Raw genomic sequence first — 19,993 nt, forward strand, 5'->3', positions numbered from 1 at the left:
CCGGGTAAGCGTCAGCGCCACCCGGCAGGAAGTGGAGGGATTATCGACGACGCTGGCGCAGGCTCATCAGCACCGCGCCAAAGCCGAACAGCGCGGTCAGGATCCACAGCGGCCAGTTGCCGGTGCGTGCGTACGGCGTCAGCCCCGTGGTTGGCGTGACGTTAGCGGTCAGCACCTCTCGGGTAAACTGCGGGATCATCGCCTGGATTTCACCCTGCGGACCAATCACGGCGGTGATGCCGTTGTTGGTGCTGCGCAGCAGCGGACGTGCCAGCTCCAGGGAGCGCATGCGTGCCATCTGGAAGTGCTGCCACGGGCCGATTGACTTACCAAACCAGGCATCGTTGGAGATGGTCAGCAGATAGTCTGTATCCGGGCGGAAGTTATCGCGCACCTGCTCGCCGAGGATGATTTCGTAGCATATGGCCGCCGTCAGGGCCAGGCCGTGCGCGTGCAGCTGAGGCTGTACGTACGGTCCGCGGCTGAAGGAGGACATCGGCAGATCGAAGAACGGGGCCAGCGGGCGAAGAATCGACTCCAGCGGCACAAATTCACCAAACGGCACCAGGTGGTTCTTGTTGTACCGGTCAGTGGAGTGGTAGCTGTATTCGCTGTCTTTGCCGAGCGTAATGATGGTGTTGTAGGTGTCGTAGCGGTTCTGCTGATTCAGACGCGCGTCGACAATTCCGGTGATCAGCGTGCTGCCGCGCGCCACAAGCAGGTCGTTCATCATGTTGAGGAACGGCTGCTGGTTGATCTCCAGATCGGGAATGGCAGACTCCGGCCAGATAATCAGCTGCGATTTACCCATCACCTCTTCGGTGGCGTTGGCGTAGATCTTCAGCGTATTCAGCAGCTCTTTCTCGTCCCACTTCATGGACTGCGGGATGTTCCCCTGAACCATGGAAACCTGCATAGCGCGCGCGGGCTCAGGCGTGAACCACTGGATATAGCGCAGCGGGAAGGGAAGAGCGAACAGCACCAGCGCCACAACCAGCGGCTTCCAGCCGCGCGTGACCAGCGCCAGGACCAGCAGGCCGCTGACCACCATCAGCAGGAAGTTAATGGCCTCAACGCCCATGACCGGCGCCAGGCCCTTGAGCGGGCCGTCAATCTGACTGTAGCCGAACTGCAGCCACGGGAAGCCGGTCAGCACCCAGCCGCGCAGGAACTCCGTGATTTGCCAGACCACCGGTGCGGCAATGGCGACGCGCAGCCAGGTGGTTTTGGGCCACAGGCGAGAAAGGATGCCGGCGAACAGGCCGGTATAAAGCGAGAGATACGCGGCGAGCAGTACCACCAGGAAGACGTTAACCGGGCCCGGCATACCGCCAAACTGGGCGATGCTGACATAGACCCAGTTAATACCTGAGCCAAACAGCCCCAGTCCCCAGAAGTAGCCAATAGCGGCAGCCTGCACCGGACGACGGTTCAGGGTCAGACCCTGAAGCCCCATCAGGGAGAGAATGGCCGCGGGCCAGATGTCGTAAGGAGAAAAAGCCAGCGTACCGCTGGCTCCGAGTAACAGCGCCAGCAGCAAACGGACGCGCTGGCGTTCAAGCAATGGGGCAAATGCCATTTACGTTAATCTTCCAGTTTTGGCACCGGTGAGTCGTCCGGCGTTCTGACGTGAACCTGTATAATACGTCGGCTGTCGGCCATGGCTACTTTGAACTGGTAACCGTCGATGTCAACGGTCTCACCGCGCGCCGGGAGATGGCCAAAGGCCTGCATCACCAGCCCGCCAATGGTATCGACCTCTTCATCGCTGAAGTGGGTCCCGAAGGCGTCGTTGAAATCCTCGATGGAGGCCAGCGCGCGCACGGTCCAGGTGTGGCGGCTGAGCTGACGGAAGTCGATATCCTCTTCTTCGTCGTACTCGTCTTCGATTTCGCCCACGATCAGCTCAAGGATATCCTCGATCGTGACCAGACCGGAGACGCCACCAAATTCATCAATAACAATCGCCATGTGGTAACGCTGAGAGCGAAACTCTTTCAGCATCCGATCCACACGTTTACTTTCCGGCACAACCACGGCCTGGCGTAACACTTTTTCCATGCTGAAGGCTTCGGCATCGCTGCGCATAAACGGCAGCAGATCTTTCGCCATCAAAATCCCTTCGATGTGATCTTTGTCTTCGCTGATGACCGGGAAACGCGAGTGGGCGGATTCGATGATCACATCGAGGCACTCGTCCAGGGTCTGGTTACGTTTCAGGGTGATCATCTGCGAGCGGGGGATCATGATATCGCGAACGCGCTGGTCGGCGATGTCCATAACCCCTTCGAGCATTTCGCGCGTATCTTCGTCGATAAGGTCGTTCTGCCCGGAATCACGAATCAGCTCCAGCAGTTCATCACGGTTTTTGGGTTCGCCGTGGAAAAGCTGGTTCAGAATGAGGGAGAAAAATCCCTTTTTACTGGTTGTCGTGTCGCTACTGTGTGAATTGTCGTCGCTCATGGCGTTTGTTAAGGGTTCTCTTGTTAGTTCAACGTTTACCGCCACGCGATGTCCTTTCGTGGCGGCAGGTGAGTCAGTCAGGTGACGGACTATTCTTTCTCGGCAATGTACGGATCCTCATAGCCCAGAGCAAGCATTATCTCTGTCTCGAGGGACTCCATCTCTTCCGCTTCGTCATCTTCAATATGATCGTAGCCCAGCAGGTGCAGGCTGCCGTGCACCACCATATGCGCCCAGTGGGCCTCAAGCGGCTTTTGCTGCTCTTTAGCTTCCTGCTCAACAACCTGACGGCAGATGATCAGATCGCCCAGCAGCGGCATCTCAATGCCCGGAGGCGCTTCGAACGGGAAAGAGAGCACGTTGGTCGGCTTATCTTTCCCGCGATAGGTCAGGTTAAGCTCATGGCTTTCCGCTTCATCCACCAGGCGAATCGTCACTTCTGATTCTTCCTGAAACTGCGGAATAACGGCGTCCAGCCATTTCTGAAACTGTGCCTCATCTGGCATGCCGGAATTGTCTTCACAGGCCAGCTGTAAATCGAGGATCACCTGACTCATTTCTGTTCTTGCTCCTGCGCTTCGCGCTTACGTTCTGCGGCCAGTTCGGCCTTACGCTTCTGATCCGCCTCTTCCCAGGCTTCATAGGCGTTAACGATACGCGCGACCACCGGGTGGCGTACCACGTCTTCACTGTGGAAGAAGTTGAAGCTGATTTCATCGACCTCGGCCAGTACTTCGATGGCGTGGCGCAGGCCCGATTTGGTGCTGCGCGGCAGATCGATCTGCGTGACGTCGCCGGTAATCACCGCTTTCGAGTTAAAGCCGATACGCGTCAGGAACATCTTCATCTGTTCGATGGTGGTGTTCTGGCTCTCATCGAGAATGATGAACGCATCGTTCAGCGTACGACCACGCATGTAGGCGAGCGGGGCCACTTCGATAACGTTGCGCTCAATCAGCTTCTCAACCTTCTCAAAGCCCAGCATTTCGAACAGCGCATCGTATAAAGGGCGCAGGTACGGGTCGACCTTCTGGCTCAGATCGCCAGGCAGGAAGCCCAGTTTTTCACCCGCTTCGACGGCAGGGCGGGTCAGCAGGATGCGGCGGATCTCCTGGCGTTCCAGTGCATCGACCGCCGCGGCAACCGCCAGATAGGTTTTACCCGTACCCGCCGGTCCCACGCCGAAGGTGATGTCGTGGTCGAGAATATTGGCGATGTACTGCGCCTGGTTTGGCGTACGCGGCTTGATGACGCCACGCTTGGTCTTAATGTTGATCGCCTTGCCATAGTCCGGCACGCTTTCCGCGCTTTGCTCGAGCACGCGCGCCTCTTTAATGGCGAGGTGAATTTGTTCCGGTTCGATATCCTGAATTTCGCCGCGCATGGGGGAGGTATCGACATACAGGCTACGCAGAATGTCCGCAGCAGCGTTGACGCAGATAGGGCGTCCGGTAAGTTTGAAATGATTATCGCGACGATTGATTTCGATACCCAGACGTCGCTCCAGTTGTTTGATGTTGTCATCAAACGGCCCGCACAGGCTCAGCAGGCGAGCGTTGTCTGCTGGCTCAAGGCTAATTTCACGCGTATCTATGTTCAAACTGTTCCTCTTTGATTAGTTAACTGACCCGCTGCCACACGGCGTAATAAAACGGTCATTACCGAAATTATTCACGCCACAGAATAAAGGCGCAAGCGTTGCGGAAGATATTGGGGGCGATGAGAGGAAATACAAGGCCTGCCGGAAGGGCAGGCCAGAAGGATTATGGCTGGTAAATCCCCACGCCAGAATCGTTTTCTTTACGGGTACGAGAGATCACGGATTCCGGTGACTCGGCAATACGCAGGCCCATTTCGTCTTCGGTGCGTACCAGCTTCGCGCGCAGCGAGTTGGTCAGCACTTCGACAATCTCGACGTCCACGAATTTACCGATCATATCCGGAGTGCCTTCAAAGTTCACCACGCGGTTGTTCTCGGTACGGCCAGAGAGTTCCATAATGCTCTTGCGGGAAGTGCCTTCCACCAGAATGCGCTGAACGGTGCCGAGCATACGACGGCTCCACGCGTTGGCCTGCTGGTTGATACGCTCCTGCAGAATATACAGACGCTGCTTTTTCTCTTCCTCCGGCACATCGTCAACCATATCGGCCGCCGGTGTTCCAGGACGCGCAGAGAAGATGAAGCTGTAGCTAACGTCAAAATTCACTTCACCGATGAGCTTCATGGTGCGCTCGAAGTCATCAGCGGTTTCGCCTGGGAAGCCGACGATAAAGTCAGAGCTAATCTGGATATCCGGACGCGCTTCACGCAGCTTGCGGATGGTGGACTTGTACTCCAGCACCGTATGCGGGCGGCCCATCAGGTTCAGCACGCGGTCAGAGCCACACTGAATCGGCAGGTGCAGGAAGCTCACCAGCTCTGGCGTATCGCGGTACACGTCAATGATGTCGTCGGTAAACTCCATCGGATGGCTGGTGGTAAAGCGAATGCGGTCGATGCCGTCAATCGCGGCCACCAGACGCAGCAGCTCGGCAAAGCTGCCGGTGGTGCCGTCGTAGTTTTCCCCGCGCCAGGCGTTAACGTTTTGGCCCAGCAGGTTCACTTCGCGAACGCCCTGTGCGGCAAGCTGCGCGATTTCAAACAGAATATCGTCTGCCGGACGGCTGACTTCTTCACCACGGGTGTAAGGCACCACGCAGTAAGTGCAGTATTTGTTGCAGCCTTCCATGATGGAGACGAAGGCGGTCGGGCCATCGGCGCGCGGCTCTGGCAGACGGTCAAACTTTTCGATCTCCGGGAAGCTGACGTCAACGACCGGGCTACGGTTGCCGCGAACCTGATTAATCATCTCCGGCAGGCGGTGCAGGGTCTGAGGGCCAAAGACAATGTCCACATACGGAGCTCTCTGGCGGATCAGCTTGCCTTCCTGCGACGCGACGCAGCCACCCACCCCGATGATCAGGTCCGGATTTTTTCGCTTGAGAAGCTTCCAGCGGCCTAAGACGTGAAAGACTTTTTCCTGCGCTTTTTCACGAATCGAACAGGTGTTCAGCAGCAGCACGTCCGCTTCTTTCACATTTTCTGTCAGCTGGTATCCGTGGGTTGAATCCAGCAGATCGGCCATCTTGGATGAATCGTATTCGTTCATCTGACAGCCCCAGGTTTTTATATGGAGTTTTTTAGTCATCGACTTGCTCAGCTCAGGATTGCAAGCCGCGTATTGTAATGCTTTGGTGGGGTTGTGACCAGTATGAAGGTTATGTGTCTCAGGACCGAAAAAATCCGGTAAACTTAAGGGATTCTCCAATAAGGAAAATTGACCATGACACTCCTACACACCGAAGTTGCCGTTGTCGGCGGCGGTATGGTCGGCGGCGCGCTGGCGCTGGGGCTGGCGCAGCAGGGATTCGAGGTAACGGTAATTGAACAGGCTGCTCCGCCGGCCTTTGATCCCGCCAGCAAACCGGATGTGCGCATTTCTGCTATCAGCGCGGCGTCCGTCGATCTGCTGCGCGGGCTGGGCGTCTGGGAGGCGGTGCTGGCGATGCGCGCCCATCCATACAGCCGTCTTGAAACCTGGGAGTGGGAAAATGCCCACGTCGCGTTTGATGCCGCTGAGCTGAAGCTGCCGCGCCTGGGTTATATGGTGGAAAACAACGTGCTTCAGCTGGCACTCTGGCAGGCGCTGGAGACGCATCCGAAGGTGACGCTGCGTGTTCCGGCGTCGCTTAAGGCACTGCATCCTCACGAGAGTGGCTATTTACTGACGCTCGACAGCGGCGATGAACTGGCCGTGAAGCTGGTCGTTGGGGCAGACGGCGCTAACTCGCAGGTCAGACAGATGGCGGGGATCGGGGTTCATGCCTGGCAGTATGAGCAGTCCTGCATGCTGATTACCGTCGAGTGCGAGAATGCGCCGGGAGAAAGCACCTGGCAGCACTTTACGCCGAACGGCCCGCACGCCTTTTTACCGCTGTTTGAGAACTGGGCGTCGCTGGTCTGGTACGACAAACCGGCGCGTATTCGCCAGCTGCAGGGGCTTTCAATGGAACAATTGCAGCGGGAAATCCGCCTGCACTTCCCGAGCCGTCTGGGCAATGTTACGCCGGTCGCTGCCGGGGCGTTTCCCCTCACGCGACGTCACGCTTTGCAGTATGCCCGTGAAGGGCTGGCGCTGGTGGGTGATGCGGCACACACCATTCATCCGCTGGCCGGGCAGGGGGTCAATCTGGGGTATCGTGACGTCGATGCCTTACTGGATGTGCTGGACAGCGCCCGCGGGCACGCGGAAAACTGGGCCAGCCATCAGATCCTGAAGCGTTACCAGACGCGGCGTATGGCGGATAACTTCCTCATGCAGTCGGGGATGGATCTGTTCTATGCCGGGTTCAGCAATGATTTAGCCCCGGTGCGCATTCTGCGTAATATTGGATTGATGGCAGCAGAGCGTGCTGGTGGCCTGAAGCGTCAGGCCCTGAAGTACGCCCTCGGACTTTAATCTTTGCTCCGACTTTTCCCTCGCCCCTTTGGGGAGAGGGTTAGGGTGAGGGGGAATCAGGCCGCACAATTCTGTACAAAAACAAAAAAGCCCGCAGAGCGGGCTTTTTTGTTACTTAAGTGGCTGGGGTGCAGGGATTCGAACCCCGGAATGCTGGTATCAGAAACCAGAGCCTTACCGCTTGGCGACACCCCAATTGCGTTAAACAAACTGCCTAACGACTTTTTAAATTGGCTGGGGTACGAGGATTCGAACCTCGGAATGCCGGAATCAGAATCCGGTGCCTTACCGCTTGGCGATACCCCAACAATTTTTTTTCATTACCGAACAACATCGATAATCTAAATTTGGTGGCTACGACGGGATTCGAACCTGTGACCCCATCATTATGAGTGATGTGCTCTAACCAACTGAGCTACGTAGCCAGTACTGCAATCTTCGATGGCTGGGGTACCTGGATTCGAACCAGGGAATGCCGGTATCAAAAACCGGTGCCTTACCGCTTGGCGATACCCCAATACCGCGGAGAACCGCAAAATCGAAGAAATATGGCTGGGGTACCTGGATTCGAACCAGGGAATGCCGGTATCAAAAACCGGTGCCTTACCGCTTGGCGATACCCCATCCGTGCAACGCTTACCCGGGAATGGTGCGGGAGGCGAGACTTGAACTCGCACACCTTGCGGCGCCAGAACCTAAATCTGGTGCGTCTACCAATTTCGCCACTCCCGCAAAAAAGATGGTGGCTACGACGGGATTCGAACCTGTGACCCCATCATTATGAGTGATGTGCTCTAACCAACTGAGCTACGTAGCCATCTTTTTTCGCGTTACCTTATCGGCGTTGCGGGGCGCATTATGCGTATAGACCCTTGCAGCGTCAACACCTTTTTCAACGAAAATAGCTGGAATGTGACTGTTTGGTTAGGTTGCGAACAGCGTGACCGAATATTCGGCAATTATTGGTTATTAATCAGATTTAGACGGTGAAATGCGAGGCAAAAAAATCAGGCCCCTGAGGGGCCCGATTGCGATCTGAGTGATTATTTGTAGGCTGACTGGTGAACGCCTACTGCGCGTCCTGATGGATCGTTCATGGATTTGAAAGATTCATCCCATTCAATCGCTTTGGCAGAAGAGCAGGCGACGGACGGGCCACCCGGCACGCACTCCGCAGCGCTCGGTACCGGGAACAATTCTTCAAAGATTTCTCGGTAGAGATACGCTTCTTTCGAACCCGGCGTGTTGTACGGGAAGCGGAAGCTTGCGGTTTCCAGCTGTTGGTCAGAAACCTGTTTCGCCGCGACCTCTTTAAGGGTGTCGATCCAGCTGTAGCCTACGCCATCGGAGAACTGCTCTTTCTGACGCCACGCCACGCTCGCCGGCAGGTAGGATTCAAAACATTCGCGCAGGATATGTTTTTCCATTTTGCCGTTGCCGCACATCTTGTCCTGCGGGTTGATGCGCATCGCCACGTCGAGGAATTTCTTATCCAGGAACGGCACGCGCGCTTCGACACCCCATGCCGACATCGCTTTGTTGGCGCGCGCGCAGTCAAACATATGCAGCGCCTGGAGTTTACGCACGGTCTCTTCGTGCAGCTCTTTGGCGTTCGGCGCCTTGTGGAAGTACAGGTAGCCGCCAAACACTTCGTCAGAACCTTCACCGGAGAGCACCATCTTGATGCCCATCGCCTTGATCTTACGCGACATCAGGTACATCGGCGTTGAAGCGCGGATGGTTGTTACGTCATAAGTTTCGATGTGATAGATCACATCGCGGATGGCATCCAGTCCTTCCTGCACGGTGAAATGGATCTCGTGGTGCACGGTGCCGAGGTGGTTTGCCACTTCCTGCGCGGCTTTCAGATCCGGTGCGCCTTCCAGGCCCACGGCAAAGGAGTGCAGCTGTGGCCACCAGGCTTCTGAGCGCTCCTGATCTTCCACGCGACGGGCCGCGAATTTCTTGGTGATCGCGGAGATCACGGAGGAGTCCAGACCGCCGGAGAGCAGCACACCGTACGGTACGTCGGACATCAGGTGGCTTTTCACGGAATCTTCCAGCGCCTGACGCAGCTCGGCTTTGTCCGTGACGTTGTCTTTTACCGCATCATAGTCGAACCAGTCACGCTGGTAATAGGAGCGGATCTCGCCGTCTTTGCTCCACAGATAGCTGCCCGCCGGGAACTCTTTGATGGTGCGGCAAACCGGCACCAGGGCTTTCATTTCAGAGGCAACGTAGAAGTTGCCGTGTTCATCGTGGCCCATGTACAGCGGGATAATACCGATGTGGTCGCGGCCAATCAGGTAAGCGTCTTTTTCGCTGTCGTACAGGGCAAAGGCAAACATACCCTGCAGGTCGTCCAGGAACTCAGGACCTTTCTCCTGATACAGCGCCAGGATAACTTCACAGTCAGAGCCGGTCTGGAACGCGTAGCGGTCACCGTACTCGGCGCGCAGCGCCTGATGGTTGTAGATCTCACCGTTGACAGCCAGCGCGTGCGTTTTTTTCTCGTTATACAGCGGCTGTGCACCGGCGTTGACGTCAACAATAGACAGACGTTCGTGAGCCAGAATCGCTTTGTCACTGGCGTAAACGCCTGACCAGTCCGGTCCGCGATGGCGCATCAGGCGGGACAGTTCGAGTGCCTTTTTTCGCAGTTCGCCCGCGTCAGTTTTAATATCCAGTACGCCAAAAATTGAACACATAACCTTCTCCGTTAACCCTGTTGCTTTGTAATGTTGCTTGCTTATGAAAATGCCGCAAAGGGGCAGGGCGCGCAAGCGTTTTACGGGTGAAAGCGGAAAAAGTGCAATAGTGATTGCTGAATAGTGAAAAAAGAGTACGCCGCGAGTTCTTTTATTGATGATTATGCAATAAAACGTGCTTTTTGTTAGATGGGGTTTTGTTTGTATAGGCCATGAATGAAAAACCACGCCCTGAGGCGTGGTTTGGTATCAGATGATGTCAATTTCATCGACGGAGGGGTAAATCCAGCTTGGACGAAACGGCATCGAATCAATGTCATCAAGTTGAGAGACGCCGGAGAGGACCAGAATCGTCTCCAGGCCAGCCTGGAAACCGGCAAGAATATCGGTACGCAGGTTGTCGCCGACAATAACCGTTTCTTCCGAGTGGGCCTGCATCTTGTTGAGCGCGGCACGAATGATCCACGGGCTCGGTTTACCGACCACAAACGGCTGACGACCAGAGATTTTCTCGATACCGGCACAGAGCGCACCGCAGGCCGGATAAAAACCACGGCCGTGCGTATCCGGGTTGGTAGCGATAAAGCGCGCGCCGCTGGCAACAAAATATGCAGCTTTATGCATCATCTCCCAGTTAAAGGAGCGCGTTTCGCCGACGATCACAAAGTCAGGGTTTACATCAGTGATGGTAAAGCCTGCTTTATACAGCTCATGGATAAGCGCACCTTCACCTACCACGTAGGCTTTTTTTCCTTCCTGACGCTTCAGAAAATCCGCCGTGGCCATCGCCGAGGTATAAAACACGCTGTCCGGGACGTCGACACCCGCCGTGGCAAAGCGGTTTGCCAGATCCTGACCGGTCTGAGAAGGGTAGTTCGTGAGAAGAACAAGAGGCATTCCTTTGTCGATGATGCGGTGAAGAAACTCCGCAGCACCCGGCACGGCAACGTTGTCGTGCATCAGCACGCCGTCGATATCACAAATTACATTCTTAATGGTCATGGACAGTCCGACATCAAAAAAAAGAAGGCGTTACTATAAGGTCCGATCAACTTTCCAGCAAATGCTGCAGCAGAATTCCGTTGAGCATGGCGCGTTTGACCAGCGCGAATGCGCCAATCGCCGAACGATGGTCAAGCTTTGAACGAACCACCGGAAGATTCTGGCGGAATGCTTTCAGCGCCTGGGTGTTGATACAGCCTTCAATCGCGGGGAGCAGCACCTTTTCCGCTTCCACAATTTCACCGGCAATCACCACTTTTTGTGGGTTAAACAGGTTAATGGCGATGGCGATGGTTTTCCCCAGATGGCGCCCCACCTGCTCGATCACTTCGCAGGCCAGCGCGTCGCCTTTATTGGCGGCTTTGCAGATGGTTCCAATCTTGCAATCGTCCAGCGTGACGCGGCTTTGGTAACCCTGTTCAAGGAGATGGCGAACGCGCTGCTCGATGGCCGTGTTGGCGGCAATGGTTTCAAGACAACCGAAGTTGCCGCAGTGGCAGCGCTCCCCGAGGGGTTCAACCTGAATGTGGCCGATCTCCCCGACGTTACCGTTGCGACCAATAAAAATACGGCCGTTAGAGATAATACCCGCGCCCGTTCCGCGGTGGACGCGCACCAGAATAGAGTCTTCACAGTCCTGGCTCGCACCAAAGTAGTGCTCTGCCAGCGCCAGCGAGCGGATGTCGTGGCCCACAAAGCAGGTCACTTTAAAACGCTTTTCCAGCGCGTCGACCAGCCCCCAGTTTTCAACCTGAATATGAGGCATATAGCGGATCACGCCGCTTTCCGGGTCGACCAGACCGGGCAGAATCACGGAGATGGCGATGAGTTCGCGGATCTTGCGCTGACAGCTTTCAATAAACTGCGCGATGGTATTCAGCAGCGCATGCTCCAGCGTCTCCTGGGTGCGCTCCGGAAGAGGGTAGTGTTCTTCCGCAATGGCTTTACTGCTCAGATCGTACAGCGTGAGCGTAGTGTCATGGCGGCCCAGACGGACGCCAATGGCCTGAAAATTTCGGGTTTCGGTGATAATAGAGATGGCGCGGCGGCCCCCGGTGGAGGCCTGCTGATCGACTTCTTTGATCAGACCGCGCTCAATGAGCTGACGGGTAATTTTTGTCACGCTGGCGGGAGCAAGCTGGCTTTGTTCGGCTATCTGAATTCGCGAGATTGGTCCGTGCTGGTCAATCAGACGGTACACCGCCGCACTGTTAAGTTGTTTAACGAGATCGACATTACCGATTTGAGCTTGTCCGCCAGGTGTCATACTTTTACTTACTCAGTGACGACCTCGTTACCATTAACGATGGTCTTAATAATTTTATAATCGTGTGTGAATGCCGTCAGGTTTGCAACCATACCTGGTGCAATTCCGCCGAGCTGTTTATCCACGCCCATTGCGCGAGCCGGATAAAGGGTTGCCATACGCAGGACTTCATCAAGCGCAATCCCGCAATGTTCAACCAGGTTACGGACCCCTTCAATCATGGTTAAAGAGGAACCGCTCAGCGTGCCGTTTTCATCCACACACAGTCCATTGCGGTAGTATATTGTTTTACCGGCAAAAATGAACTGCTCAATATTTGCACCTGCCGGTGCGGTGGCATCCGTCACCAGACAAAGTTTGTCACCTTTCAGCCGCTTAGCGTTGCGAATGTTTGTGTAATCGACATGTAAACCGTCAGCAATAATGCCGCAGTAGACGTCTGGCTCATCCAGAATCGCCCCGACCAGACCCGGTTCACGGCCTGTGATATACGGCATGGCGTTGTAAAGGTGCGTTGCGAAAGTGATGCCCGCGCGGAAACCGGCTTTCGCTTCTTTCAGCGTCGCGTTTGAGTGGCCTGCTGAAACGATAATCCCGGCACCCGCCAGTTTGCTAATGACATCCGCACCCGTCATTTCAGGTGCCAGCGTCACTTTGGTGATCACATCGGCGTTCGCACACATGTAGTCAACCAGCTCCGCATCAGGTTTACGCACGTAATCCGGGTTATGCGTTCCTTTCTTGACCATATTCAACCATGGCCCTTCAAGGTGCAGGCCCAGCGCCTGATTAGAGTGTTTGCCCAGGTATTCGCGCATCACGCGGATACCCTGCTTCATGAGGTCATCACTGCTGGTGATGAGCGTTGGCAGATAGCTGGTGCAGCCCGATTTCTCGTTGGCTTTCTGCATGATCTCCAGCGTTTCGACCGTCACCGCATCCGCAGTGTCATTGAATTGCACACCGCCGCAGCCGTTGAGCTGTACGTCGATGAAACCGGGGGAGATTACTGCTCCATTGAGTGAGCGCTGTTCAATCTCCGGCGGCAGTTCTGCCAGCGGGCAAACACGTTCAATCAGGCCATCAGCGATAACAATCGCATGGTCATCCAGAATTTCATGGCCGGTATAAATCCGACCGTGGGTTAAAGCGTACATAACGACCCCCGGTTAAAAAAAGCGGCCGCCTCTTGATGAAGAGGCGGTTATTCAATTACAGACCTTTGATGTTCTCGGCTTCTAACTCGTTGAAGTATTTCAGCGTTTTAACCTTCAGCTCCATCGTGGACGGTTCGTCGCAAACGATGACTGATTTAGGATGCAGCTGCAGGCAGCTGATGGTCCACATATGGTTAACGTTGCCTTCAACGGCAGCCTGGAGCGCTTGCGCTTTCACGCCGCCCAGCACCAGAATCATCACTTCTTCGGCATCCAGCAGGGTGCCTACGCCTACGGTCAGGGCGTATTTTGGAACCTGGTTAACGTCGCCGTCAAAGAAGCGGGAGTTTGCCACGCGCGTGTCATGGGTCAGCGTTTTAATACGGGTGCGGGAAGCCAGAGATGACGCCGGTTCGTTAAACGCGATGTGACCATCATTACCTACACCACCCATGAACAGGTGGATCTTACCGTAAGAACGGATTTTTTCTTCATACTGACGGCATTCTGCGTCAATATCAGGCGCGTTTCCATTCAGCAGGTTAATATTTTCAGATGGAATATCAACGTGATCAAAGAAATTGCGGTGCATAAAGCTATGGTAGCTTTCCGGGTGGTCTTTCGGTAAGCCAACGTATTCATCCATGTTGAAGGTTACAACATGTTTGAAGCTAACCTGGCCTGCTTTATGCATCTCAACCAGCGCCTTGTAGGCGGTCAGCGGCGTGCCGCCTGTCGGAAGTCCAAGAACGAAAGGACGATCGGCGGTCGGTTTAAACGCGTTAATACGATTAACGATATGGCGAGCGGCCCATTTACCGACTTGCTCAGCAGTTGCCAGGGGAATCAGTCTCATTGTTCACCTCAAGAGTTAAAGTAGAAGAGTGGGCGGATGGCTATCGGAACCTGATACTTAAGCGTAACCTGGAAACTTTCAGGCCGGATCAATCCGTCTTGATTTTTTGAATGATAAAATAAGTTTTCGCTGTTAGCCAGTATAAGGGAGGGTGAATAACGATATTTGGTGACAAAAATCACAAAAAGTACGCGTTTAATTTGCGATACGAATTAATTTTTCACACACTCACAATGCCAGTGAAGCATCAACGGTATCTATCGTTCGTGACACAATAAAAAACAGAGCTGAGAACATGCCTTAAACGGGGTCTCATAGGGGGAAGAAAGTGAGTATTCTAGGTTATTTACAAAAGGTTGGTCGCGCACTGATGGTGCCGGTCGCCACGCTGCCTGCCGCAGCCATCCTGATGGGTGTCGGCTACTGGATCGACCCCAACGGCTGGGGTAATACCAGCGCGCTGGCGGCGTTCTTTATCAAGTCAGGTTCCGCCATTATCGACAACATGTCCGTGTTGTTCGCGATTGGTGTGGCTTACGGTATGTCCAAAGACAAAGACGGTGCCGCTGCGCTGACCGGTTTTGTCGGTTTCCTCGTGTTAACCACCCTCTGCTCGCCTGCAGCGGTGGCCATGATCCAAAAAATTCCGGCGGACCAGGTTCCGGCGGCATTCGGTAAGATCAGCAACCAGTTTGTCGGTATCCTTGTGGGTATCATCTCCGCTGAACTGTATAACCGCTTCAGCAGCGTAGAGCTGCCAAAAGCGCTCTCCTTCTTTAGCGGTCGCCGCCTGGTCCCCATTCTGACCTCGTTTGTGATGATCGTTGTCGCGTTCATCATGATGTACGTCTGGCCGATGATCTTCGACGGTCTGGTGAACTTCGGTGAGCACATCCAGAAACTGGGTTCTGTCGGTGCGGGCGTGTACGCGTTCTTCAACCGTCTGCTGATCCCGGTCGGTCTGCACCACGCGCTGAACTCCGTGTTCTGGTTCGACGTTGCCGGTATTAACGATATTCCTAACTTCCTGGGTGGCGCACAGTCCATCGAAGCAGGTAAAGCGGTTGTCGGTATCACCGGTCGTTACCAGGCTGGCTTCTTCCCAATCATGATGTTTGGTCTGCCGGGTGCTGCGCTGGCTATCTACCACTGCGCGCGTCCAGAGAATAAAGCGAAAGTGCTGGGTATCATGATGGCGGGGGCGTTCGCGGCCTTCTTCACCGGTATCACCGAGCCGCTGGAATTCTCCTTCATGTTCGTGGCGCCGGTTCTGTATGTGATCCACGCCGTGCTGACCGGTATCTCCGTGTTCATCGCTGCCAGCATGCAGTGGATTGCCGGTTTTGGCTTCAGCGCCGGTCTGGTGGATATGGTGCTGTCGTCCCGTAACCCGCTGGCGACACACTGGTGGATGCTGATCCCGCAAGGCCTGGTGTTCTTCGCGATCTACTACGTGGTGTTCCGTTTCACTATCACCAAATTCAACCTGATGACGCCGGGTCGTGAGCTGGCTGTGGCCGGTAGCGAAGCGGATGGTCAGGATATGAACGTGAGTGGTGCTCAGGATCAGGACGTATCAGGTCTGGCGCGTCAGTACATCGCCGCTGTCGGCGGTTCTGACAACCTGACCGGCATCGACGCCTGTATCACTCGCCTGCGTCTGAACGTTAAAGACTCCTCCCTGGTGAACGAAGCGCTGGCCAAACGTCTGGGTGCTTCCGGTGTTATCCGCCTGAACAAAACCAGCGTGCAGATTATCGTTGGCTTCGTGGCAGAGAAAATTGCTAACGCCATGAAAACCACCGGTCCGGTAGCCGCAGCAGAAGCTTCTGCCGCACCTGCCGCCGCGCCAGCGGCTGCAAAACCTCAGGCGGTACCCAACGCCAAAACGGTAGCTGCGCTGGTTTCACCGGTAACCGGTGAAGTCGTTGCGATTGAGCAGGTGCCTGACGAAGCCTTCGCCAGCAAAGCGGTAGGTGACGGTGTGGCGGTGAAACCAACGGAAAAAACCGTTGTGTCTCCGGCGGCCGGTACTATCGTGAAAATCTTCAACACCAACCACGCGTTCTGCCTCGAAACCGAAAATGGCGCGGAGATCGTTGTCCACATGGGTATCGATACCGTTGCGCTGAACGGCCAGGGCTTTACTCGTCTGGTGGAAGAGGGCGCTGAAGTGGTGGCTGGGCAGCCGATTCTGGAAATGGATCTGGACTTCCTGAACGCCAACGCGCGCTCCATGATAAGTCCGGTCGTTTGCAGCAACATCGACGACTTTAGCGGCCTGGTCATTCAGGCCAAAGGTCAGGTTGTTGCGGGTCAAACACCGCTGTATGAGATTAAAGGCAAGTAATCGCTCCTGAGTAGAGTCATGCCTTAAGCGGCGGGGGATATCCTCCGCCGCTTTTTTTTGCAGCAAAAGCCCCCATTATTTTCTTCAGAGACGTTTTAAGGGTTGTCACTACGTCCGGCTTATAAGATCATATGCCGTTATACGTTGTTTACGCTTTGAGGAATCCACGATGAGTGAGGCAGAAGCCCGCCCGAGTAACTTTATTCGTCAGATCATCGATGAAGATCTGGCCAGTGGTAAGCACACCACAATTCATACCCGTTTCCCGCCGGAGCCGAACGGCTACCTGCATATCGGGCATGCGAAGTCCATCTGCCTGAACTTTGGCATTGCACAAGACTACCAGGGACAGTGCAACCTGCGTTTCGATGACACCAACCCAGTAAAAGAAGACATCGAATACGTTGAGTCCATCAAGAATGACGTGCAATGGCTGGGCTTCAACTGGTCTGGCGATATCTGCTACTCCTCTGACTATTTCGATCAGCTGTACGCCTACGCGGTTGAACTGATCAACAAGGGTCTGGCGTATGTTGATGAACTGTCTGCTGACGAAATCCGTGAATATCGCGGTACGCTGACCGCGCCGGGCAAAAACAGCCCGTTCCGCGATCGCAGCGTGGAAGAGAACCTGGCGCTGTTTGAAAAAATGCGTGCCGGTGGTTTCGAAGAAGGCAAAGCGTGCCTGCGTGCCAAAATCGACATGGCGTCTCCGTTCATCGTGATGCGCGATCCGGTGCTGTACCGCATCAAATTCGCAGAACACCACCAGACCGGTAACAAGTGGTGCATCTACCCGATGTACGATTTCACCCACTGCATCAGCGATGCGCTGGAAGGCATTACGCACTCCCTGTGTACGCTGGAGTTCCAGGACAACCGTCGTCTGTACGACTGGGTGCTGGATAACATCACCATTCCTGTGCATCCGCGCCAGTACGAGTTCTCTCGTCTGAATCTGGAATACACCGTGATGTCCAAGCGTAAGCTGAACCTGCTGGTGACCGACAAGCACGTTGAGGGCTGGGACGACCCGCGTATGCCGACTATTTCCGGTCTGCGTCGTCGTGGCTACACTGCCGCCTCTATTCGTGAGTTCTGCAAACGTATCGGCGTGACCAAGCAGGACAACACCATCGAGATGGCCTCTCTTGAATCCTGCATTCGCGAAGATCTCAACGAAAACGCCCCGCGCGCGATGGCCGTTATCGATCCGGTGAAGCTGGTGATCGAAAACTATCCGCAGGGCGAGAGCGAGCTGGTCTCCATGCCTAACCATCCGAACAAACCGGAAATGGGAAGCCGTGACGTGCCGTTCAGCGGCGAGATCTGGATTGACCGCGCTGATTTCCGCGAAGAAGCCAACAAGCAGTACAAGCGTCTGGTGCTGGGCAAAGAAGTGCGTCTGCGTAATGCTTACGTCATCAAAGCCGAGCGCGTCGAAAAAGATGCGGAAGGGAACATCACTACCATCTTCTGTTCTTACGACGCCGAGACTCTGAGCAAAGATCCTGCTGACGGCCGTAAAGTGAAGGGCGTTATTCACTGGGTGAGCGCTTCCCACGCGCTGCCGGTAGAAATTCGTCTGTACGATCGTCTGTTTAGCGTGCCTAACCCGGGTGCGGCGGAAGACTTCCTGGCAACCATCAACCCGGAATCGCTGGTGATCAAGCAGGGTTATGCGGAGCCTTCTCTGAAAGCCGCTGAAGCGGGCAAAGCGTTCCAGTTTGAACGTGAAGGATACTTCTGCCTGGACAGCCGTTACAGCACGGCGGAGAAACCGGTATTTAACCGTACCGTGGGTCTGCGTGATACCTGGACGAAGATCGGCGAATAATATTGCTGTTCTGGTCAATGAGAGACAAACGCCGCATTATGCGGCGTTTTTTTATTTAACGATCAGGATATTAAGCCCGGGCCTAAAGAGGCGTCATGAAAATAACAGGTCAATGAGGTGCTACTTATTTTTCTAAAAAAAGTTTGTGTCATAGCGAAAATCAAAAAGGTTACAAAACAGGTAAGAGATACCACGTCTACCCGCTGAAATAACTGATAATTCCCCGTCATTCCTCGCCTTCCTGTAAATGTTACAAAGCACTACCAATTATGTGCACTTCGTCATAATCCTGACTTTTGCCCGCTAAAAAGCATTGATAATTCGCGTCGCGAAAAATAACCTAAAGACGGTAGTTAATTCGAGGGTATTTAAAACTACCCCTGACTATTTGGTCTTTTTTATTTACGCCGTTTCAGGCGTTTTAATTCGTCAAAGAGGAATAATCTATGCGTACGTTCAGTGGCAAACGTAGTGCGCTGGCGCTGGCTATTGCCGGTGTGACAGCAATGTCGGGCCTGGTGATTGCGCCAGAGGCAAAAGCAGCGGGCTTCATCGAAGATTCTACCCTCACGGGCGGTATTTATTACTGGCAACGTGAGCGTGACCGTAAAGACGTCACTGAAGATAAATACAAAACCAACCTCTCGCACTCCACCTGGAACGCCAACCTGGACTTCCAGTCAGGCTACGCCGCGGATATGTTCGGCCTGGATATTGCTGCGTTCACCGCGATTGAAATGGCGGAAAACGGCGACAGCGGCCACCCGAACGAAATCGCCTTCTCCTCCAGCAACAAAGCGTATAAAGAAGACTGGTCTGGCGATAAGAGCGGTATCAGCCTTTACAAAGCCGCAGCGAAATTTAAATACGGTCCGGTATGGGCCCGCGGCGGTTATATTCAGCCAACCGGCCAGACGCTGTTAGCCCCACACTGGAGCTTTATGCCGGGTACCTATCAGGGGGCGGAAGCGGGAGCCAACTTTGACTACGGCGATGCGGGTGCGCTGAGCTTCTCCTATATGTGGACCAACGAGTACAAAGCACCGTGGCACATTGAAATGGACAAGTTCTACCAGAACGATAAGAAAACCAAAGTCGATTACCTCCACTCGCTGGGCGCGAAATACGACTTCAAAAACGATCTGGTTCTCGAAGCGGCATTTGGCCAGGCGCAAGGTTATATCGATCAGTACTTTGCTAAGGCCAGCTATAAGTTTGATGTCGCGGGTAGCCCGCTGAGTACCAGCTACCAGTTCTACGGTACGCGCGATAAAGTCAGTAACGGTGGCGTTAACGACATCTACGACGGTACCGCCTGGCTGCAGGCGCTCACTTTCGGCTATAAGGTCGGTCAGGTTGATTTGCGTCTGGAAGGCACATGGGTGAAAGCGGAAGGGCAGCAGGGCTACTTCCTGCAGCGTATGACCCCGACCTACGCTTCCTCCAACGGTCGTCTTGATATCTGGTGGGATAACCGCTCCGACTTCAACGCCGACGGCGAGAAAGCGGTCTTCTTCGGCGCAATGTACGACCTGAAAAACTGGAACCTGCCTGGCTGGGCGGTGGGCGCTTCTTACGCTTACGCCTGGGATGCAAAACCTGCCGACATGGCAACACCGGACGCTTACTACGATCCAAACTATCGCCTGAAAGAGTCTTCCTACAGCCTGGATGCTATCTATACGCTGCAGGATGGCCGCGCGAAAGGCACGATGTTCAAACTGCACTTCACCCAGTACGACAACCACTCCGATATCCCGAGCTACGCGGGCGGTTACGGCAACATCTTCCAGGATGAACGTGACGTGAAATTCATGGTTATCGCCCCATTCACTATCTTCTGATGAACGCACC

The 19,993-nt window shown here is 54.7% G+C and carries 14 protein-coding genes and 7 tRNA genes; 4 read left to right on the plus strand and 17 right to left on the minus strand.

Translation table 11 applies throughout. The features are described from left to right. Positions 1-40 precede the first annotated feature (40 nt). From lnt to miaB, 5 genes are all read right to left on the minus strand, one after another. Positions 41-1,579 carry an apolipoprotein N-acyltransferase gene (gene lnt, locus V1587_RS08515; protein ID WP_371898896.1) on the minus strand — a complete coding sequence of 513 codons (1,539 nt, stop codon included), beginning with the start codon at positions 1,577-1,579 and terminating at the stop codon, positions 41-43. Positions 1,580-1,584: 5 nt separating this feature from the next. Then, the gene (gene corC, locus V1587_RS08520) at positions 1,585-2,463 is read right to left on the minus strand and encodes a CNNM family magnesium/cobalt transport protein CorC (RefSeq protein ID WP_021242574.1); all 879 of its coding nucleotides are present in this window, start codon (positions 2,461-2,463) and stop codon (positions 1,585-1,587) included. An 89-nt stretch (positions 2,464-2,552) separates the two neighbouring features. Beyond that, on the minus strand, positions 2,553-3,020 hold the full coding sequence (gene ybeY, locus V1587_RS08525) for an rRNA maturation RNase YbeY (protein ID WP_008501052.1): 468 nt from the start codon (positions 3,018-3,020) through the stop codon (positions 2,553-2,555). Then, positions 3,017-4,063 carry a PhoH family protein gene (locus V1587_RS08530; RefSeq protein WP_008501053.1) on the minus strand — a complete coding sequence of 349 codons (1,047 nt, stop codon included), beginning with the start codon at positions 4,061-4,063 and terminating at the stop codon, positions 3,017-3,019. The genes ybeY and V1587_RS08530 overlap by 4 nt, the downstream gene beginning before the upstream one ends. A 163-nt stretch (positions 4,064-4,226) precedes the next feature. Then, on the minus strand, positions 4,227-5,651 hold the full coding sequence (gene miaB / locus V1587_RS08535) for a tRNA (N6-isopentenyl adenosine(37)-C2)-methylthiotransferase MiaB (RefSeq protein ID WP_032641703.1): 1,425 nt from the start codon (positions 5,649-5,651) through the stop codon (positions 4,227-4,229). Positions 5,652-5,786: 135 nt separating this feature from the next. Here miaB and ubiF point away from each other — a divergent pair, with 135 nt between their 5' ends. Next, the gene (gene ubiF, locus V1587_RS08540) at positions 5,787-6,962 is read left to right on the plus strand and encodes a 3-demethoxyubiquinol 3-hydroxylase (protein WP_395314561.1); all 1,176 of its coding nucleotides are present in this window, start codon (positions 5,787-5,789) and stop codon (positions 6,960-6,962) included. Between the two features lie 120 nt (positions 6,963-7,082). Here the strand turns inward: ubiF and V1587_RS08545 are convergent. The 12 genes from V1587_RS08545 to nagB all read right to left on the minus strand — a co-directional run bounded on the left by V1587_RS08545 (position 7,083) and on the right by nagB (position 13,952). Continuing rightward, a tRNA-Gln gene (locus tag V1587_RS08545) sits at positions 7,083-7,157 on the minus strand. A gap of 36 nt (positions 7,158-7,193) precedes the next feature. Beyond that, a tRNA-Gln gene (locus V1587_RS08550) sits at positions 7,194-7,268 on the minus strand. A 42-nt stretch (positions 7,269-7,310) separates the two neighbouring features. Continuing rightward, positions 7,311-7,387, minus strand: a tRNA-Met gene (locus V1587_RS08555). A 17-nt stretch (positions 7,388-7,404) separates the two neighbouring features. Beyond that, positions 7,405-7,479 (minus strand) — tRNA-Gln (locus V1587_RS08560). A gap of 32 nt (positions 7,480-7,511) precedes the next feature. Next, positions 7,512-7,586, minus strand: a tRNA-Gln gene (locus V1587_RS08565). 23 nt (positions 7,587-7,609) lie between these two features. Then, positions 7,610-7,694 (minus strand) — tRNA-Leu (locus V1587_RS08570). Between the two features lie 8 nt (positions 7,695-7,702). Then, positions 7,703-7,779, minus strand: a tRNA-Met gene (locus V1587_RS08575). A 226-nt stretch (positions 7,780-8,005) separates the two neighbouring features. Further along, positions 8,006-9,670, minus strand: coding sequence for an asparagine synthase B (asnB, locus tag V1587_RS08580; protein ID WP_023310762.1), 1,665 nt, complete (start codon positions 9,668-9,670; stop codon positions 8,006-8,008). Positions 9,671-9,919: 249 nt separating this feature from the next. Continuing rightward, positions 9,920-10,672, minus strand: coding sequence for a ribonucleotide monophosphatase NagD (nagD, locus tag V1587_RS08585; RefSeq protein ID WP_023310763.1), 753 nt, complete (start codon positions 10,670-10,672; stop codon positions 9,920-9,922). Between the two features lie 46 nt (positions 10,673-10,718). Then, positions 10,719-11,939, minus strand: coding sequence for an N-acetylglucosamine repressor (locus V1587_RS08590; RefSeq protein ID WP_021242995.1), 1,221 nt, complete (start codon positions 11,937-11,939; stop codon positions 10,719-10,721). Positions 11,940-11,947: 8 nt separating this feature from the next. Continuing rightward, positions 11,948-13,096 carry an N-acetylglucosamine-6-phosphate deacetylase gene (gene nagA / locus V1587_RS08595; protein ID WP_371898894.1) on the minus strand — a complete coding sequence of 383 codons (1,149 nt, stop codon included), beginning with the start codon at positions 13,094-13,096 and terminating at the stop codon, positions 11,948-11,950. Between the two features lie 55 nt (positions 13,097-13,151). Then, a complete protein-coding gene (gene nagB, locus V1587_RS08600) occupies positions 13,152-13,952 on the minus strand; it encodes a glucosamine-6-phosphate deaminase (RefSeq protein WP_023310765.1) in 801 nt (266 codons plus the stop codon). A 328-nt stretch (positions 13,953-14,280) separates the two neighbouring features. Between nagB and nagE the strand changes: the two genes are divergently transcribed. From nagE to chiP, 3 genes are all read left to right on the plus strand, one after another. Next, positions 14,281-16,302, plus strand: coding sequence for an N-acetylglucosamine-specific PTS transporter subunit IIBC (nagE, locus tag V1587_RS08605; RefSeq protein WP_213821296.1), 2,022 nt, complete (start codon positions 14,281-14,283; stop codon positions 16,300-16,302). Between the two features lie 169 nt (positions 16,303-16,471). Continuing rightward, positions 16,472-18,139: a glutamine--tRNA ligase gene (glnS, locus tag V1587_RS08610; RefSeq protein WP_032649541.1), complete on the plus strand. Its 1,668-nt coding sequence runs from the start codon at positions 16,472-16,474 to the stop codon at positions 18,137-18,139. 446 nt (positions 18,140-18,585) lie between these two features. Beyond that, positions 18,586-19,983, plus strand: coding sequence for a chitoporin (chiP, locus tag V1587_RS08615; RefSeq protein WP_371898893.1), 1,398 nt, complete (start codon positions 18,586-18,588; stop codon positions 19,981-19,983). Positions 19,984-19,993: the final 10 nt, after the last annotated feature.

The organism is Enterobacter sp. ECC-249, from assembly GCF_043965265.1.
Classification (GTDB): domain Bacteria; phylum Pseudomonadota; class Gammaproteobacteria; order Enterobacterales; family Enterobacteriaceae; genus Enterobacter; species Enterobacter quasiroggenkampii.

Coding starts and splice junctions, on each gene's coding strand:
- lnt (WP_371898896.1), bottom strand. CDS start 1,579: ATGGCATTTGCCCCATTGCTTGAACGCCAGCGCGTCCGTTTGCTGCTG.
- corC (WP_021242574.1), bottom strand. CDS start 2,463: ATGAGCGACGACAATTCACACAGTAGCGACACGACAACCAGTAAAAAG.
- ybeY (WP_008501052.1), bottom strand. CDS start 3,020: ATGAGTCAGGTGATCCTCGATTTACAGCTGGCCTGTGAAGACAATTCC.
- miaB (WP_032641703.1), bottom strand. CDS start 5,651: ATGACTAAAAAACTCCATATAAAAACCTGGGGCTGTCAGATGAACGAA.
- ubiF (WP_395314561.1), top strand. CDS start 5,787: ATGACACTCCTACACACCGAAGTTGCCGTTGTCGGCGGCGGTATGGTC.
- asnB (WP_023310762.1), bottom strand. CDS start 9,670: ATGTGTTCAATTTTTGGCGTACTGGATATTAAAACTGACGCGGGCGAA.
- nagD (WP_023310763.1), bottom strand. CDS start 10,672: ATGACCATTAAGAATGTAATTTGTGATATCGACGGCGTGCTGATGCAC.
- V1587_RS08590 (WP_021242995.1), bottom strand. CDS start 11,939: ATGACACCTGGCGGACAAGCTCAAATCGGTAATGTCGATCTCGTTAAA.
- nagA (WP_371898894.1), bottom strand. CDS start 13,096: ATGTACGCTTTAACCCACGGTCGGATTTATACCGGCCATGAAATTCTG.
- nagB (WP_023310765.1), bottom strand. CDS start 13,952: ATGAGACTGATTCCCCTGGCAACTGCTGAGCAAGTCGGTAAATGGGCC.
- glnS (WP_032649541.1), top strand. CDS start 16,472: ATGAGTGAGGCAGAAGCCCGCCCGAGTAACTTTATTCGTCAGATCATC.
- chiP (WP_371898893.1), top strand. CDS start 18,586: ATGCGTACGTTCAGTGGCAAACGTAGTGCGCTGGCGCTGGCTATTGCC.